The organism is Ureibacillus chungkukjangi, from assembly GCF_044795995.1.
Taxonomy (GTDB): domain Bacteria; phylum Bacillota; class Bacilli; order Bacillales_A; family Planococcaceae; genus Ureibacillus; species Ureibacillus chungkukjangi.
In genome coordinates this window covers 3943484-3961965 of record NZ_CP085009.1, presented here as the reverse complement: position 1 = coordinate 3961965, position 18482 = coordinate 3943484, and the positions used below count along the sequence as shown (strand labels likewise).

The 18482-nt window shown below is 36.0% G+C and carries 17 protein-coding genes; 12 read left to right on the top strand and 5 right to left on the bottom strand.

What is annotated here, in order from left to right:
* Positions 1-326: 326 nt before the first annotated feature.
* Together LG296_RS19545 and LG296_RS19540 are read right to left on the bottom strand one after the other, a co-directional pair.
* Entirely contained in the window at positions 327-899 is a 573-nt protein-coding gene (locus LG296_RS19545; protein ID WP_193768044.1) for a metalloprotease family protein, read from the bottom strand.
* A complete protein-coding gene (locus tag LG296_RS19540) occupies positions 877-1443 on the bottom strand; it encodes a DUF3267 domain-containing protein (protein ID WP_107932037.1) in 567 nt (188 codons plus the stop codon). The genes LG296_RS19545 and LG296_RS19540 overlap by 23 nt, the downstream gene beginning before the upstream one ends.
* 251 nt (positions 1444-1694) lie before the next feature.
* Here LG296_RS19540 and rpsF point away from each other — a divergent pair, with 251 nt between their 5' ends.
* From rpsF to rpsR, 3 genes are read left to right on the top strand one after another with little or no spacing between them, the layout of a single operon-like run.
* Positions 1695-1982, top strand: coding sequence for a 30S ribosomal protein S6 (gene rpsF, locus LG296_RS19535; protein WP_107932039.1), 288 nt, complete (start codon positions 1695-1697; stop codon positions 1980-1982).
* A gap of 48 nt (positions 1983-2030) precedes the next feature.
* Positions 2031-2606 carry a single-stranded DNA-binding protein gene (ssb, locus tag LG296_RS19530; RefSeq protein WP_107932041.1) on the top strand — a complete coding sequence of 192 codons (576 nt, stop codon included), beginning with the start codon at positions 2031-2033 and terminating at the stop codon, positions 2604-2606.
* A 51-nt stretch (positions 2607-2657) separates the two neighbouring features.
* Positions 2658-2894 carry a 30S ribosomal protein S18 gene (gene rpsR, locus LG296_RS19525; RefSeq protein ID WP_107932043.1) on the top strand — a complete coding sequence of 79 codons (237 nt, stop codon included), beginning with the start codon at positions 2658-2660 and terminating at the stop codon, positions 2892-2894.
* Between the two features lie 93 nt (positions 2895-2987).
* Here rpsR and LG296_RS19520 read toward each other — a convergent pair whose 3' ends face one another.
* On the bottom strand, positions 2988-4208 hold the full coding sequence (locus tag LG296_RS19520) for a hemolysin family protein (protein ID WP_107932044.1): 1221 nt from the start codon (positions 4206-4208) through the stop codon (positions 2988-2990).
* Positions 4209-4338: 130 nt separating this feature from the next.
* Positions 4339-4506 (bottom strand): hypothetical protein, encoded by a 168-nt coding sequence (locus tag LG296_RS19515; RefSeq protein WP_193768045.1) that lies wholly within the window; start codon positions 4504-4506, stop codon positions 4339-4341.
* A gap of 361 nt (positions 4507-4867) precedes the next feature.
* On the opposite strand from LG296_RS19515, the gene LG296_RS19510 reads away from it, so the two are divergent.
* From LG296_RS19510 to LG296_RS19490, 5 genes are all read left to right on the top strand, one after another.
* The gene (locus LG296_RS19510) at positions 4868-5809 is read left to right on the top strand and encodes a YybS family protein (protein WP_107932046.1); all 942 of its coding nucleotides are present in this window, start codon (positions 4868-4870) and stop codon (positions 5807-5809) included.
* Between the two features lie 12 nt (positions 5810-5821).
* A complete protein-coding gene (locus tag LG296_RS19505) occupies positions 5822-7795 on the top strand; it encodes a DHH family phosphoesterase (protein ID WP_107932048.1) in 1974 nt (657 codons plus the stop codon).
* Positions 7792-8238 (top strand): 50S ribosomal protein L9, encoded by a 447-nt coding sequence (gene rplI / locus LG296_RS19500; protein ID WP_107932050.1) that lies wholly within the window; start codon positions 7792-7794, stop codon positions 8236-8238. The genes LG296_RS19505 and rplI overlap by 4 nt, the downstream gene beginning before the upstream one ends.
* 12 nt (positions 8239-8250) lie before the next feature.
* Positions 8251-9612 (top strand): replicative DNA helicase, encoded by a 1362-nt coding sequence (gene dnaB / locus LG296_RS19495; RefSeq protein ID WP_107932052.1) that lies wholly within the window; start codon positions 8251-8253, stop codon positions 9610-9612.
* Positions 9613-9911: 299 nt separating this feature from the next.
* Positions 9912-11198, top strand: coding sequence for an adenylosuccinate synthase (locus LG296_RS19490; protein ID WP_107932054.1), 1287 nt, complete (start codon positions 9912-9914; stop codon positions 11196-11198).
* A gap of 206 nt (positions 11199-11404) precedes the next feature.
* Here LG296_RS19490 and LG296_RS19485 read toward each other — a convergent pair whose 3' ends face one another.
* Positions 11405-12274 (bottom strand): YitT family protein, encoded by an 870-nt coding sequence (locus LG296_RS19485; protein WP_235867570.1) that lies wholly within the window; start codon positions 12272-12274, stop codon positions 11405-11407.
* Between the two features lie 482 nt (positions 12275-12756).
* Between LG296_RS19485 and LG296_RS19480 the strand changes: the two genes are divergently transcribed.
* From LG296_RS19480 to LG296_RS19465, 4 genes are all read left to right on the top strand, one after another.
* A complete protein-coding gene (locus LG296_RS19480; RefSeq protein WP_107932059.1) occupies positions 12757-14235 on the top strand; it encodes a peptidoglycan DD-metalloendopeptidase family protein in 1479 nt (492 codons plus the stop codon).
* Between the two features lie 362 nt (positions 14236-14597).
* Positions 14598-15308 carry a response regulator YycF gene (gene yycF / locus LG296_RS19475; RefSeq protein WP_107932061.1) on the top strand — a complete coding sequence of 237 codons (711 nt, stop codon included), beginning with the start codon at positions 14598-14600 and terminating at the stop codon, positions 15306-15308.
* A 5-nt stretch (positions 15309-15313) separates the two neighbouring features.
* On the top strand, positions 15314-17140 hold the full coding sequence (walK, locus tag LG296_RS19470) for a cell wall metabolism sensor histidine kinase WalK (RefSeq protein ID WP_107932063.1): 1827 nt from the start codon (positions 15314-15316) through the stop codon (positions 17138-17140).
* Positions 17137-18432, top strand: a complete 1296-nt coding sequence (locus tag LG296_RS19465; RefSeq protein WP_235867571.1) for a YycH family regulatory protein — start codon at positions 17137-17139, stop codon at positions 18430-18432. Before walK ends, LG296_RS19465 begins: the two co-directional genes overlap by 4 nt.
* Positions 18433-18482: the final 50 nt, after the last annotated feature.

Sequence of the window (18482 nt, the reverse complement as noted above, 5' to 3'; positions counted from 1 at the left end):
TCATATATCATGTTTAAGTTTCGTTGTAGCTTTAAGAGCACTTAAGCGGAGAAATTCCCGTTATTGTATATAGTAGTGGTTTAAATTGCTGATATAAGCGAAGGAATTCCTGTTAACTGCTCAAAATAAGACCAAATACACCGATTTGGGGAAAATAAGCGGAAAAATTACCTTTATTTTATAGAGAATCCAGTTTTTTTTTAATTTAAACGTAAATTTACGCTTATTTTCAAACACAGTGACAACAGCATTCAATTATCATAGAGCCAAAAATTAATTTGGCCAAACGTATGAGAGAATCACCAGGATTGCTGACCCTTAGCCAATTAAGAAGGCTTTTCCTCATTATCCAAATAGACAATCACACTAAAATTCTCTGGTATATCCTGCACTAGGCATTCATCCGGAAATTTTCTAAGCTTATTAATCCCTTTAAAATTAGCAAGTCCACCTGCAATAAAAGAAGCGCTAGCAAGTAACAAAGGATAGCTGCCAACAGCGAAGCCAAAAGCTAATGGCAGGACGCCCGTGAATGAAAAGGAGGTTAAAAAGACAGATTGATATTGTCCGTTTTTAATTTTCTCTGTTGTTTTCGTGTAGATTAAGCCCTTTTCAAGATTTATAGAAAGCGAGATAGATTCACGAGCAACCTTACATCGATATCGATAAATAAATATGTTAAGCACTTCGTTCGCAATTACTAGTGCCAACGATACGATTAAGTAAATGGCTGCACCAAAGATGAATCGTAATATGCTAAATGAAAGATCCCTATGTAGATAATAATTTATCCCAGTAAATAGAATACTTAATAGGATAGTCAAGATAATGGTTTGCTTTATAATTTTCTTTTCATCTATAGTGATAATCTTTACATTATTGGTCATAGCTGACTTCAATTCCTTCCTCATAAACATACAACTGTGGTAATTCAGGGTCATCCTTGACTAGTGAAGTATTAGGGAATTTACGTAACTCCTTGTACATATAAAAATCGCCAACAGCACCCGCAATAAGAAACGCACCCAATAACACTAATAGATTGGATTGGAATAGAAATCCGAGGATGCTAGGAATTACTCCGGTTGTCCAAAAAGGTAATAATAATGCTTTTTTCATTGCTGTGTTTGTTAATGGCTGTGTAGTCGTAGCATAAGCGATACCTAATTTTAAATTCACCCCATAATCTAATTGATTAAATTTTACTTTTCCAAAAAGCATAAATCCAAATAAATGAAAAATCTCATGAAGTCCGATAAGAGCAATGTAACAAACGATAAACAAAAGAATATTCCACAATGAAATCGAAACAGAAAATTGTTGATGAATTAAACTGTTAGCAATCAAGAAAAGAACACTTAAGCCAAAAGTGAACCAAATGTTCATTTTCGCAATTTTTTTCATATCAAGCTTGATTATATTGGGTTTTACGTCTATAGACATTTTTCCACACCCCTTTATAAATAACCATTATAAATGGTTCAAAACTGATTGTGCACTGTAAAAAAATATTAAGTTTTTGAATAGAAAGATTAAATAAGCCAGTAGAGACATAGACACTCATAACGAAATGCTGTGATATATGTTGCATATAGTGTCGAAGTGTGCTACAATTCAATGATGTGAGTATATATTACTTACTCCTTGCTCCCGCTATGTCGGAGAGCCCAAGTCCATAAGGAGGTGCAAAAAAGATGAAAAAGTATGAAGTAATGTACATCGTTCGTCCTAACATTGAAGACGAAGCGAAAAAAGCATTAGTAGAACGCTTCAATGAAGTTTTAACTTCAAACGGCGCTGAAATCATCGAGTCTAAAGAGTGGGGCAAACGCCGCTTAGCTTATGAAATCAACGACTTCCGCGAAGGTTACTACCAAATCGTAAAAGCTAACGCTGGAACAGAAGCTATCAACGAATTCACTCGTTTAGCTAACATCAGCGAAGACATTATCCGTCACATGGCTGTTCGTGCAGAAGCATAATTAACATTTAAAACTAACAAAAATCGCTGAAAAAAGGAGGTTGAAATTGTGATAAACCGTGTCGTATTAGTTGGAAGACTTACGAAAGATCCAGAGCTTCGTTATACACCGAGTGGCGTTCCTATGACTCGATTTACAGTTGCTGTAAATAGAACATTTTCGAACCAACAAGGTGATCGTGAAGCAGACTTCATCGGATGTATTGCTTGGAGAAAACAAGCCGAAAACTTAGCAAACTTCATGAGAAAAGGAAGTTTGATTGGTGTAGAAGGCCGTATTCAAACAGGTAGCTTTGAGGGTCAAGATGGTAAACGTGTTTATACAACAGATGTTGTAGCGGATGCTGTGCAATTCTTAGAGCCGCGTAACAACACTGGTGGTGGTGGGGTGCCAAATCAACAGTATGGAGGGCAACCACAATATGGAGGCAACCAACCTTCGTATAGTACAAGCCAACCAAACCAACAATTTGGCGGTGGCAATATGGACCAAGATCCATTTGCTCCTTCTTACCAACAATCTCAACCTCCTGCAAATCAGCAAAATTATACACGTGTTGATGAGGATCCATTTGCATCAAGCAAAGGACCAATCGAGGTTTCTGAAGACGATCTACCATTCTAATTAGAGTGTGGTCGCCTAAGAACTAAAAACTTATAAAGGAGGAATATTGAAATGGCACAACGTCGCGGAGGCCGCAAACGCCGTAAAGTTTGTTACTTCACTTCAAACAACATCACTACAATCGATTATAAAGATGTAGATTTACTTAAAAAGTTCATTTCTGAGCGCGGTAAAATTTTACCACGTCGCGTAACTGGTACAAGTGCAAAATACCAACGCAAATTAACTACAGCTATTAAACGTTCTCGTATTATGGCTCTTCTTCCATTCGTAGCGGAAGAAAAATAAGATATAAAATAAAAGTACAACAAAGGTGTTAAAGCCTTCGTTGTACTTTTTTGTTGTTATTTAATTTTAATATCAATTTTGAAGAGGTCTATATTATTTTAAAATCTGGACCTTCTTAATAGCTCCACTATCGGTAGTTAAGATTTTAAAGGTCAGATTGTCACGCTCAATGACATCTCCTTCATTTGGGAAATCTTTAATTTCATTTAGGAGATAGCCAGCAAGTACGTCCTCTTCTTCTGGGATGTCTGTATAGAAAATGGTGTTTAAGCGATGAAGCGTTATTTTTCCATCACAAATAATTTCAGTTTCTGTTAATTTTTCAACGAGGCTTTCACTATTTAAATCTGTCTCGTCTTCAATTTCAAATCCAAGCATTACCTCAAGTATGTCTTCATGAGTAAGAATACCTTCTGTTCCACCATACTCCTCTAAAACAATGGCCATATGCTTCTTTTCTTTTGTCATTTTACTCAATACCAATTCAATCGAATGGAATTCGTAAACAATTAGAGGGTCATTGTCACAAAAAGCTGCCAATGGTTTTTCAGGCTCAATTGACCAGGAAATAATGTTTTTGGAGTGAAATACAGCAATAATATTATCAATATTTTCACCATAAACCGGATATCGAGTAAAAGGGTTTTGCATAACGATTTCACGGGCTTCTTCAAATGTAGTTGTACTAGATAGGGCAACAATATTGATACGTGGTGTTTTCATCGCATCCTTTACATTCAAATCATAGAAGTCCATTACACCTTTAATACGATAAGACTCTGCTTGGTTGAATGTTCCCTCTATATCTGCAATATCAACCATAGTCCGCAGCTCTTCCTTAGATATAGATACATCTATTGGCTGGTTCTTAGATAATGCTCTAGTAAGCGTGCCTGTAAGAGAGTTAAGAATAAATGTAATCGGTTTAAAAATAATAACGAAAAAGCGAATAATAGGGTAAACAAGTAAGGCGATACGATCTGGAAATGCAGCTGCAATTGACTTTGGAATTACTTCAGAAAAAACGATAATAATAACCGTTAAAATTGCAGAAGCCAATCCTAAATTAAAGCCGTATTGAATAGCAAGTGTTGTAACTAAGGTTGGCAATAGGATGTTGGCAATGTTATTTCCAATTAAAATTGTCGTAATAAACTCACTAGGCTTTGATACTAAATTTAATAGGTTTTCAGCCTTTTTATCATTATTACTAGACTTGGTTTGAAGCCGCATTTTGTTCGTGGCGGTCAGTGCTGTTTCACTTCCTGAAAAGAAAAAGGAAACAAATAGTAGAAAAATGATCGCAATGATCAAAGTAAATTTCCCCCTTAAAATATAAAGCTTACATACAATTATTGAATAATTTTAAAGGAATTTCAATTTTTGAGTACTAATGAAGATTTTTAGTTTGAATAAATAAAATAAAGGGAAAATTTTTCCTTTTCTAGTGGTTTAAGTTATGGTCTGATTTTTTATCTTTTGAAAGAAACCAACCTGCTGCAGCTATTATAAGTAAAACTGCATAGAAGAAGAGCTTCCATTCTTTAGAATGAGCAAATTCATAGGAGAGTACGCCGAAATCCGGATGTCCCAATGTATACAGCAAGCGCAATTATATCCATCTATACTCCAGTAGTATCGATAATTCCAATGATTAGTCCTACTATTTTTAGCTTCAAGGTAAGTATCCATTATTAAGTGAACTTCATTCCTCATAGGATTGACAATTTTGAAGGGATTATAGGGACTAAATTATATTTTTCACTTTCTGAGTTTATTTATTTTATTTTTACTAAACAATGGTGGAAGTGAATATAATGAAAAAAGTCGACAAAATCCTTAGCTGGATTTGTCGACTTTATTAATTGAAACGAAGCTCAGTATTGCTCTGTGCATTTTTGTCCATTGTATAAAAAGATGGTACAATATACGAATGACAAGGATTTTTCTAATTAGTCAAAGGAAGGTTATACATGCCGAATAATCAAACAAAAAGGCTAGCTCACGGTGCTATGATGATAGCACTATTTACAATCTTTATTGCTATCGCCTTTTATGTACCAATCATTAGTCTTGTTGCTACGTTATTTGCTCCACTACCACTAGCTTGGTATAGTGCAAAGTACGATCGAAAATCTTCGCTATTAGTAGCCTTTATAGGTTGTATCATAACTTTCTTCTTTGGAGGATTGTTAATCATTCCATTTTCACTTATTTTTGCAGCAGTTGGGTTTGTAATAGGGGATGCACTTCGATTAAAGCGAAGCAAAGTGTTTTTGCTTATGTCAACTGGGATGACCGTTTTAATAACATTCGCCATACAGTATGTAATATCCTTAAAGTTACTTGAAACGGACTTTATAAAAGAGTCAATGGTTTTAATGCGTGAAAGCTATGAGAAATCCATTGAAATTTCTCAAAATCTAACAGGTCAAGTAGCTATTGACGAAAAAACCTTGAATATTATGTTTGATACGATGGAAATCCTGATTCCAGCATCAATCACAATAGCTGTCTTTTTCTTTTCATTTATTATTATTTCTTTAAATTTACCGATGTTAAAACGCCTCGGAGTGAATGTGCCTAAATTTAGCGCGTTTAAGAATATGCGTTTGCCAAAAGCTGTATTATGGTATTACTTAATAGTACTTACGATTAATTTATTTATTAGCCCTGAAAGCGGTACTGCACTTTACGTAATTTGTTTAAACTTTTCACTAATATTATGGTTTTTGTTAACCTTACAAGGAATTTCACTTATTCATTTTATCCTTGATGCATATGGGTCACCAAAGTTTTTAAAGGTACTAGCAACCATAATGGCAATTCCACTGTATTCCTTCTTTGTATTGATAGGAATAGTGGATTTAGGTTTTGACATACGTTCAATTATTAAAGGTAAGATTCAGAAGTAGGGAGCTGATAAAATGGATACTTATAGGAAGCGAATGATTCGACATCCTCTTATGTATCTAACGATGATTGGCTTACTAGGTGCCATCCTACTGACCATTTGGAATATTTGGTTAGGCATAGCCTATGCAGTAGTCACATCCATCGGGTTAGTATATGCATGGAGAATAGAAAAAATCACCTTTTCACAAACAGAGAAACATATAGAATCCCTATCATTTCGCATGAAAAAAGTAGGTTCAGAAGCTCTTTTAGAAATGCCAATAGGAATTTTACTTGTAAACGATAAGTTTGTTATTGAATGGGCAAATCCGTATATGTCTGAAATTATTGAAGAGGACTCTTTGATTGGTCTAGAAATGTTCGAACTGACAGATGAACTCTATAGTTTAACGAAATCAGAAGAGAAACGTGAGCAGACCGTTACCATTAACGATCATAAATATAAAGTGGTTTATAAGCAGGAGGAAAAGCTTTTATATTTCTTTGATGTGACAGAGCAAGTAAAGATTGAATCCCAATACTTCGCCGATCGTACCGTGATAGCAGTATTATTTATTGATAATTATGATGAGATTACGCAAGGAATGGATGACCAATCAAGAAGCTTAACAAATACAGTGGTTACGTCCATTATTAATGAGTGGGCATTTGAACACGGTATTTTTGCAAAACGCATCTCCTCGGATCGTTTTTTAGCAGTTTTAAATGAATCTATTTTAAGTGAATTAGAGAAGAAAAAGTTCTCGATTTTAGATGACATTCGTGAGAAAACTGCACAGAAAAATCTATCGCTTACACTAAGTATCGGGGTAGGCGCAGGTTCCTCATCTCTTATTAAGTTAGGTGAATTAGCCCAATCAAGTCTCGATCTAGTTTTAGGACGCGGTGGAGATCAGGTGGCCATTAAGCAGCCAAGCGGTAAGTTGAAGTTCTATGGAGGAAAAACAAACCCTGTAGAGAAACGTACTAGAGTAAGAGCACGAGTTATTTCTCATGCCTTACAGGATTTGATTATTGAAAGTGATCAAGTATTTATCATGGGGCATAAGAATCCGGATATGGATGCAATCGGAGCGGCGATTGGTGTTCGTAAAATGGCTCAAAAGAACAAAGTAAATGGCTATGTTGTTGTTAACTTTGATGAGCTTAATGGAAGTGTTAGCCGATTAATGCATGAAATTGAAGAAAACACGGATCTTTACCGTTACTTTATTTCACCTGAGGAAGCTCTTTCAACCATGACGGAAAAGTCGTTAGTAATTGTAGTGGATACCCATAAACCAAGTCTTGTAATGGATGCACGACTTTTGAAGCGTTCAGACAAGGTAGTTGTCATTGACCATCATCGACGCGGAGAAGAGTTTATACAAAATCCAACGCTTGTGTATATGGAGCCATACGCATCCTCTACTGCAGAATTAGTAACAGAAATTCTTGAGTATCAACCAGAGGATGAAAAGCTAACAAAGCTTGAAGCAACCTCCTTATTATCAGGAATTATTGTAGATACGAAAAGTTTTACATTGCGTACGGGCGCCCGTACTTTTGAAGCAGCCTCTTATTTAAGAACTTATGGGGCAGATACAATTCTTGTTCAACAATTATTAAAAGAAGATATCGATACGTATATTGAACGTTCGAAAATCATACAAACTGTTAATTTTGTATATCCAGGCACAGCAGTTGCCAGAGGAGAAGACGACAAAATCTACGACTCAGTATTAATCGCCCAAACAGCTGATATTTTATTGACCATGAAGGATGTTACGGCTTCCTTTGTCATTGCCCATCGCTCAGACGGATTAATCGGCATTAGTGCACGCTCATTGGGTGACATCAATGTCCAGATTATTATGGAGAAGCTTGGTGGTGGCGGTCATTTAACAAATGCAGCCTGTCAAATCGATGCAGAGACTATAGAAGAAGCGCAGAGTCGTTTATCAAATGCAATTTTGGAAACACTCGAAGGGAGTAATGGAGAATGAAAGTAGTATTTTTAAAAGATGTAAAAGGTAAAGGAAAAAAAGGCGAAATCAAAAATGTAGCAGATGGTTATGCACACAACTTCCTTATTAAAAATGGTTTTGCAGTAGAGGCATCTAATCAAGCACTAAGCCAATTAGAAGGTCAAAAGAAGCTAGAAGAAAAAAATGCAGCAGCCGAGCTACAAGCAGCAAAGGATTTAAAGGACCATCTTGAAAAATTAGAGGTTGAAATTAAAGCAAAATCAGGTGAAGGCGGTCGTCTTTTCGGATCTATTTCAACTAAACAAATTGCTTCAAGCTTAGAAAAAACACATGGCATCAAAATTGATAAACGCAAGATGGATTGTGATGGCATCCGTTCATTAGGCTATACAAATGTTCCGGTTAAATTACATCAAGATGTAAAAGCAACTTTAAAAGTACATGTGGTTGAAGAGGCTTAGGGAGAGATGTCTATGAACGATTCCGTTATGGACCGCGTTCCGCCGCATAACCATGAAGCAGAACAATCGGTTATTGGTGCTATATTTCTTGAACCGCCAAGCTTAATAACAGCATCTGAGATTTTAATAGCGGATGATTTCTATCGAATTGCCCATAAAAAAATCTTTCAAACAATGCTGGATTTAAGTGACCAAGGAAAAGCGATAGATGTTGTCACTGTTACAGAAGAGCTTTCAGTACGAAAGGAACTTGAGGATGTTGGTGGACTTTCTTACTTAACAGAGCTTGCAAATGCTGTTCCAACAGCAGCAAACATTGCGTATTATGCAAAAATTGTTGAAGAAAAAGCTCTTTTACGCCGTTTAATTCGTGTGGCAACTAAGATTGCAGAAGATGGTTATACACGAGAAGATGAGGTTGAAGCACTTTTATCAGAGGCTGAAAAGAAAATGATGGAAGTTGCGAACCGCAAAAATGCTGGTGACTTTAAGCACGTAAAAGATGTACTTGTTCAAACCTATGATAATATCGAGCAGCTTCAATTTAGAGATGGCGATGTGACCGGGATTCCTACTGGATTTAACGATTTAGATCACATGACAGCTGGCTTCCAGCGAAACGATTTAATCATCGTTGCTGCACGTCCTTCAGTAGGGAAAACGGCCTTTGCCTTAAATATCGCACAAAACGTAGCCATTAAAGCGCGCGAGAATGTAGCGATTTTCTCACTGGAGATGGGTGCTGAGCAGCTTGTTATGCGTTTGTTATGTGCAGAAGGTAATATCGATGCGCAGGCATTACGTACAGGAGCACTGACAGCAGATCATTGGAGTAAGCTAACCATGGCAATGGGAAGCTTATCGAATTCAGGTATATTTATAGATGATACACCTGGTCTTCGTATCAATGAAATCCGTGCCAAGTGCCGTCGTCTTGCACAAGAGCATGGATTAGGAATGATCTTAATCGATTACTTGCAGTTAATTCAAGGGAGCGGGCGTAGTGGAGAGAACCGTCAGCAAGAGGTATCTGAAATTTCCCGTTCGTTAAAAGCACTAGCTCGTGAATTAAAGGTACCTGTTATCGCCTTATCTCAGCTATCTCGTGGTGTTGAGCAACGTCAAGATAAACGCCCGATGATGAGTGATATCCGTGAATCTGGAAGTATTGAGCAAGATGCTGATATCGTAGCTTTCTTATATCGTGATGATTATTATGATAAAGAAAGTGAAAGCAAAAATATGATTGAAATTATTATTGCTAAACAACGTAACGGTCCGACTGGTACGGTAACTTTGGCATTCAAAAAAGAATTTAATAAATTCATCAATATAGACTGGTCACAGCACCCGATGCCAGCCAACGCTGGGTAAGGTAGCGTGAGTAGTAACAAGATAACTTTTTGACGTTAATTAAACTAGATTAATTAGTAGGATTTCAGAACACGAACAATGGTTAAAATTCATTAATCATTTGTTCGTGTTTTTTGCGATTCTTGATTGACTTCTATTGCGAATCACTGTTACAATAATAGCTGTTTGATATAATGATACATTTACATGAGTAAGTAAATACTTATTAGTAATAGAAATCACAATTGTACGTATTTTTCATGATATTTTACTTATAAATGAGAATAATAAACGTACTCGAGTCTAGCGGAGGTGCTGATATGACATCAGTTGTAGTTGTAGGAACACAATGGGGAGATGAAGGTAAAGGGAAAATTACCGACTTCCTATCTAAAAAAGCAGATATAATCGCTCGTTTTTCTGGTGGCGATAACGCAGGTCACACAATCAAAATTGGTGATGAAACTTACAAGTTGCATTTAATTCCATCAGGTATTTTTTATAAAGAAAAAACTTCAGTTATGGGAAATGGAATGGTTATTAACCCGAAATCTCTAGTAACAGAATTAAAAGGATTAGAAGACCGAGGGATTGATACGTCAAACCTACGTATTTCAAACCGTGCTCAAGTAATTCTTCCATATCATATCTATCAAGATAAAGTGGATGAAGCTTCTCGTGGGGATAACAAAATCGGGACAACTTGCAAAGGGATTGGACCATGCTATCAAGATAAAATTGCACGTATGGGAATCCGTATTGCCGACCTTCTTGATCGTGAAATTTTCGAACAAAAGCTACGTGAGAATTTAGAAAACAAAAACCGTCTTTTTGAAAAATTCTACGAGGTTGAAGGCTTAAAATTTGAAGATATCTTCGAAGAATTTTATGGCTATGGCCAAGAGCTAGCAAAATACGTAACTGATACATCTAAAGTATTAAATGATGTATTGGACGAAGGTGGACGTGTATTATTTGAAGGTGCACAAGGGGTTATGCTAGATGTTGACCATGGTACTTATCCATATGTAACATCTTCAAATCCTGTAGCAGGTGGTGTAACAACTGGTACTGGTATTGGACCTTCTCAGGTATCTCGAGTTGTTGGGGTATGTAAAGCATATACGTCTCGTGTAGGTGATGGTCCGTTCCCAACTGAATTATTCGATGAGGTTGGTCATCAAATCCGTGAAGTTGGTCGTGAATACGGTACAACAACTGGTCGTCCACGCCGTGTAGGTTGGTTTGACTCAGTAGTAGTTCGCCATTCTCGTCGTGTAAGTGGGATCACTGATCTTGCATTAAACTCAATTGACGTTTTATCTGGTCTTGAGACAGTTAAAATTTGTACGGCTTATGAGTATAACGGTGAAGTAATCACTGAATATCCAGCTAGCTTACATGTCCTTGAAGCATGTAAACCAGTTTATGAAGAACTTCCAGGCTGGGCTGAGGACATTACAGGTATGCGCACATTAGAAGAACTTCCAGAAAACGCTCGTAAATACGTAGAACGCGTAGTAGAGCTAACAGGAATCAACCTAATGACGTTCTCGGTGGGTCCTGCAAGAGAGCAAACTAACATTGTTAATCCTATTTGGGATTAACAATGTTAGTTCTGCACCGAAAGCTTGCGACAGGTGCAAACAAAGATAAAAAAATCCTATTTGGGATTAACAATGTTAGTTCTGCACCGAAAGCTTGCGACAGGTGCAAACAAAGATAAAAAAATCCTATTTGGGATTAACAATGTTAGTTCTGGACAAAGAACTAAAAGCTACTAATGGAACCGTTCCATTAGTAGCCTTTTTACTTAGTGAATCGCCTTCTTCTTAAAGCGGCCACCCTTAACCTCGCTAATATTCCCGATAGCTAGGAACGCTTGTGTATCAATCGAGCGCACAATTTCCTTCATTTTGGATTCCTCCAGTCGGGTGATAATACAGAAAATAACCTTTTTGTTATTTCCGGTATAGGCACCTTCACCATATAGATAAGTTACGCCACGTCCTAATCGAGCCATAATGGCCTGCCCAATTTCCTCAATTTCATCACTAATGATATAAACAGATTTAGATTCTTCCATACCTAATACCACAACATCAATGACCTTAGATGCAATAAAGTAAGCGATGACTGAATACATGGCTTGTTCCCAAGTAAAAACAAATCCAGCAATAGTAAAGATAACAAGATTAATAATTAAAATGATTTCCCCAACTGAAAATGGCAGCTTTTTATTGGTTAAAATAGCCATCACTTCTGTGCCATCTAAACAGCCACCAAACCGAATAACCAGTCCAACACCGATTCCTAGTAAAATTCCACCAAAAACTGTAGCTAATAATATATCTGAGGTAAAAGCATGGAAATGATGCATGATCATAGTTGCTCCTGAAAGAATGATAATGCCGAGTAATGACATGAAAGCGAAGGTTTTCCCAATTTGCTTATAGCCTATGTATATAAAGGGGATGTTAATGCAGAAAATGAACACTCCTGTAGGAAGCCCTGTTAAGTAAGAGAGGATAATCGAAATCCCTACAATGCCACCGTCTAATACCGTATTAGGTATTAAAAAGAGTTCAAGACCAACAGCAAAGATGAGTGCTCCAATGACTACCATTGTAATACGTAAAACTTTAGTACCGATACTTATTTTGTTTATCTCAGATGCATACATAGCTTTACCTTTAGCCATTCAAATCCCCCAATCTACTGCTATTAATATATTAAATTGCCCTTAAAAAAATTAATAAATAATGACTGTAATGATTAAAGACTGTGAGGAATTTCCTATTTACTAAGCAAGTGGATAGTCATTCATTTTGTCGAAGAAGAACAAAAGACTACGAATGTCTAGAACAATATAATTATGCAGAAAATTAAGAACTATTAAAAACGAAAGCAGAAAAATGAGATGATAAGAGGTATTTCTATTAAGAATAATAGAAATTTAATGAATATATCGATTTCACATAAAGATATTAAGTTTATATAGTTTATTTTACCTAATTTGTAACAGCGAATATTCAAATAATACATTTTCGTTACAAAGGACTCAAATGGTTTAATAGAAAAAAAGATTATGGTACAGTAAAAAAGTGAAATTTTCACATGGAAATTAGCCCATTGAATGGGTGGTCTTTGGAAGGGGCTTTATCAATGAGTTCGAAATGGAACATCAACGGGGACTTTACAAAGAAAGAAACTTTAAGTCTTAAATCTACTAAAAATAATATATTAAAAAAAGCTGCTATTACTACATTACTGTTCACAGCAATTGGTTCTAGCTATGTATATGCTAATTCAACAAGTGCAAATAGTTTTGACAAAATCTACCACGTCTATGTAGGAGATACATATATTGGTGCAGTCTCAAAAGAAGAAGCTGTTACAGAAATTATTGAAACGAAAGAACAAGAAGCACAAGGAATTTATCAGGACTATGTTCTCGATGGGAAATCCAATGTTACTTTAATTCCTGAACAAGTATTTTCTTATGAAACGGACGATGCTACTACACTATCTAATTTAAATGAAGAGATGATTGTAGAAGCAGAAAGCTATGCATTACAAATTGATGGTCAACCAGTTCTTTATTTGAAAAATCAAGCGGATTACAAAGAAACACTTCGCTTATTGAAGCTTCAATACGTTACTGAAGATGAGTTGCAAAAATATGAAGCAAATGCTTCTCTTGAAACATTACCCACTTTAAAAGCAAATGAAACACGCATTAAAGAAATTAAAATAGTAGAAGCTATTTCGGGTGGAGATACAAAAATTAGCCCGGAAAAAATCTTAACACCAGTAAAGGCTGTTGAGTATTTAAAATCAGGCTCGCTTGAAAAAGAAGTATATGCAGTCCAATCAGGAGATGTACTTGGTACAATTGCCAATAAACATAATCTAACTACTGCACAAATTTTGGAGCTAAATCCAGATTTGAAAGAGGATTCTTTACTGCAAATCGGTCAAAAGATTAATATTACGGTTGAAAAACCACTATTAAATGTACAGATCGTAAAAGAAAAAAATACTTTAGAAGAAATGCCTTTTGAGAAAATTATTGAAAATGATGATTCGAAATTTAAAGGTGAAACAGTCGTTAAGCAAGAGGGATCAAATGGTCAGAAGGAGGTTTCTTATTTAGTTTCTCAAGTAAATGGTGCTGTTACTGAGAAAACTGTTACAAAAGAAACTGTTTTAACTGAACCAGTTGATAGTATTACAGTAGTTGGAACAAAGGTCATTTCGTCGCGTGGAACAGGTAGCTTTGCATGGCCAGCAGTTGGTGGCTATATTTCAAGTAAAATGGGCTCACGTTGGGGAAGCTATCATAGAGGTATAGATATTGCTCGCCCTTCTAACTACAACATTAAAGCATCAGACAATGGTGTTGTAACTGCAGTTGGCTGGGAAGGGACATATGGACAAAGAATTGTTATTAACCATAACAATGGTTATGAAACAGTATATGCCCATCTCTCGGAAATTAAGGTAAGTGTAGGACAAGTTGTACCACAGGGATCTGTTATTGGTATTATGGGTTCAACTGGTCGATCTACAGGTACCCATTTACACTTTGAAGTGCATAAGAATGGAGCACTAGTTGATCCATTATCTTATTTAAACTACTAAAATTATGTAAGACAGTCCTAACTCAACGGACTGTCTTTTTTAATTAAAATCAATTGACTAAATTTGTCGAATTATTTCCCGAAAAATAATTACTACCAAGTATAAATTCTATTCAAATAATACTGATTAATAGATTAACGGTTTCTAATACTTGTTTAAGGAGTTTATTTGGTATAATAGCTGTATGCATAAATACTAAACGAAGATTTCAGGAGGCATCATTTGTAATTTGTGCTTATGATTCGTGAAGTCCTTCTTTGAAAAGGCAGAATAAATATTATCAATATGCCCTTTTATAGATTATAAATTTTAAACTTGATTATATGAACATAGATAGTTTCACTAAGAGGAGAGAAAAAAATATGACAAAAACAATTTTAGTTTGTGATGATGAAAAGCCGATTGCAGATATTTTGCAATTTAATTTAGTAAAAGAAGGATACCAGGTAATCTGTGCTTATGATGGTGATGAAGCATTAGAAAAAGTGGAAGAATCTCAGCCAGATTTAATGTTACTGGATATTATGCTTCCAAAAAGAGATGGTATGGAAGTTTGTCGTGAAATCCGTAAAAAATATGATTTCCCAATTATCATGCTAACTGCAAAGGGTTCAGAAATTGACAAGGTTTTAGGATTAGAAATGGGAGCAGATGATTACGTAACAAAACCATTCAGTACACGTGAGCTAATTGCTCGTGTAAAAGCTAATATGCGTCGTTTAAAGGTTTCTAGTCAACCAGAAGAAGTAAAGGAAGAAACAAATGATATCACAGTGGGTACTTTAATTATCCAGCCTGATGCTTATTTAGTTTTAAAACGTGGTGAAGCGATTGAATTAACACACCGTGAATTCGAACTACTACATTATTTAGCTAAGCATATTGGACAAGTCATGACTCGTGAGCATTTACTTCAAACTGTATGGGGCTATGATTACTTTGGGGATGTTCGGACTGTGGACGTTACGATTAGACGTTTACGTGAAAAAATTGAAGATAATCCAAGTCATCCAAACTGGATTGTAACCCGTCGTGGTGTTGGTTATTATTTACGAAATCCTGAACAGGAGTAGTTTAAATGCATAAGGTGAGCTTTTTTAAGTCCATTCACGTAAAAATTGTTCTGATATATGTATTGTTAATCATTATCGCTCTACAGATTATTGGAATTTACTTCTCAGCCAAACTAGAAGAGAGCTTAAAAGAGAACTTTAAGGATTCGATTACACAGCGAATTGACTTAGTTCAATACAGTATTCGAGAAGAATTATTAAAGGAACGCGATGAGAATAGCCCATTAGAACAAAGTCTAAGTGTAATTTTATCGGAGTTTTCAAATGAGGACATCAATGAGGTTTTAATCATTGATAATCGAAATAAAGTTCTTGCTACCTCAGATTCAGATAATCAATCTATCGTTGGTCAGCGTTTTAATGAGGATACAATAACAAAATCAATGTCATCTGAAGATTATTCAGAGAATATTGCTCTGGATTCGGGTAACCGAGTATGGATTCTTGCTGCCCCTATTAAAGATAATGTGGGACCAAATGGCGAAGTGATTGGTGCAATCTATATTGAATCTGATATCGAAAGAGTTTTTGAGCAGATGAAAGACATTAACCGAATTTTTGCTATTGGAATTGTTATGTCTCTAGCTATTACCATTGTTCTCGGGATATTGTTTGCAAAAACCATTACAAAACCAATTCTAGACATGAGAAGACAGGCTCAGGCCATGTCGAGAGGGAACTATTCAAGGAAGGTTCGAGTATATGGGGACGATGAAATTGGTCAGCTTGCACTAGCCTTCAACCATTTAACAAACCGTTTACAAGAAGCACAGTCTACTACCGAAGCTGAGAGAAGAAAGCTTGCTTCTGTTTTGAGTAATATGACAGATGGTGTAATAGCAACTGATCGAAAAGGTAAGGTCATTCTTATCAATGACCCAGCTTTGAACTTCTTAGATGTTACACGTGAAACAACTTTAGGTCGTCCAATCGCGTCTGTATTAGGTTTGGATGAAGAATATAACTTTGAAGATTTAATTCATACACAGGAATCTATTAATTTAGATTATAGTACACAGGATAACCCATTTATTTTGAGAGCGAATTTTTCTGTCATTCAAAAGGAAACTGGATTTGTTAACGGGTTAATCACTGTTATTCATGATATAACTGAGCAAGAAAAAATTGAGATGGAGCGACGAGAATTCGTTGCCAATGTATCTCATGAATTACGCACGCCATTAACAACGATGAGAAGTTATTTAGAGGCGCTAGCAGACGGTGCATGGCGAGATGAAAACATAGCGCCAACGTTTTTAAATGTTACACAAACCGAAACAGAGCGTATGATTCGTCTAGTAAATGACTTATTGAATCTATCGAAAATGGATAGTCGCGATTACAAATTAAATAGAGAATTTGTGGAGTTTAATAAATTCTTTAACCGAATTATCGATCGCTTTGAGATGTCAAAATCACAAAATGTGCGGTTTGACCGATATATTCCAGATACCTCTTATTTTGTTGAAATTGATACTGATAAGCTAACTCAAGTAATTGATAATATTATTTCTAATGCTTTGAAATATTCACCAGATGGTGGGAATATTCGATTTGGATTTACCGTTCAAGAAAACATGTTAAAGGTCATGGTTTCGGATGATGGTATGGGGATTCCAAAAGAAAATGTAACGAAGATATTCGATCGTTTCTATCGTGTAGATCGAGCTAGATCTCGTGCAATGGGAGGTACAGGCTTAGGACTTGCTATCGCGAAGGAAATGATTGAAGCACATGGCGGTAAGATTTGGGCCGAAAGTGAGGAAGGAATAGGAACAACAATCTTCTTCACATTGCCATTTGAATTAGATGAGGCGGGTGATTGGGAGTGAAGCATGTAGAGCAAATTAAATCATTTGTCCTGTTCCTCCTCGTCTTTTTAAGTCTTATTCTAACATTCACAATATGGACGTATACGCCAGACTACCAAGATATTGAGGATCCACAAGTCGAACAAATCACGCTCGGTGATAAAAAGGATATTCAAGAAATTTTCAAGCCTTATCGTATTTTAATTCATGAAAACGGTGGCTTTTTAGGGTCAACAGCACCAACAGCTATCGATACCCTAATGGATGCGATTAAAGATTTAGATGCAACAGAACTCAGATTTATTCAAAGTAATTTATCAGAAGAAAAGCTGAACAGTATGATTCATTCAGAAAATCAGATGACCCTTTTCTTCCCGGCAGAAGTTCCGATTAATGCATTTGACTCTGTGCTGCAATTTACCCAAAGTGAGCTACCTGAAATTGCATTTAGCCATATCTTGATCGATTGGAGCAATATTGAAGAAACGAATACATTACAATTCTCCTTTATCAGCAAGGAAAAACAAACACTTTACACAACTGTTGTAGGTGTAGGACAAAGCGAGTTTAACTCGACTTATATGAAGACAGTTCAAAAAACAGTTCCTTATGAAGAAATCGTTAGAGCAAATGAGCTTTCCTTATATGTTCCTTCAAATGCAGTGGATTTAGTGCAATACACGTACTATATTGACGAGATTTCCACTGAGGTCTTTAAAGATATTTTGTTTGAAGATACAAACATCGTCCAAAAGAATTTTGATAATACAACTTATACGGATGGAATGGCTATGATGACATATGATTCGGGTAGTAAAACCATAAACTATGTCTATCCTGCATCTGAAAGTATGGTCGAAATTAAACATTCTGACCTTGTCCATGACAGCTACGATTTTGTAAATGACCATGGTGGACTAACAGGGGATTACCGATACAGCTACAACAATATACCGAAGCATGTTATTGAGTATCAGTTATATCTACAGGGCTTACCTGTATTCAGTAGTGTGACATCAACTCGTATTGCGGTTACTTGGGGTGCCAATCAGGTTTTCGAATATAAGAGGCCCTATTATTTATTTATCGCCTCTGAATCGTCAACTCGCCAATTACCTTCAGGGGTTGATATGGTAAAAACACTGCAAACCTTAAAAGATATTGATGATTTAGTACTTGGCTATTATTTAACACCAGATCCTCAAAAAGCTAAAGTATATACGCTAGAACCAAGCTGGTTTGTTATTCGAGAGGGTAGCTGGGCACGTTTAACACCAGAGCCAGCAGGAGGTGCTCAGTATGGATTGGAGTAAGTCCAAATCAATTTTCATCGTTGTATTTTTAATACTAGATGTCTTTTTAT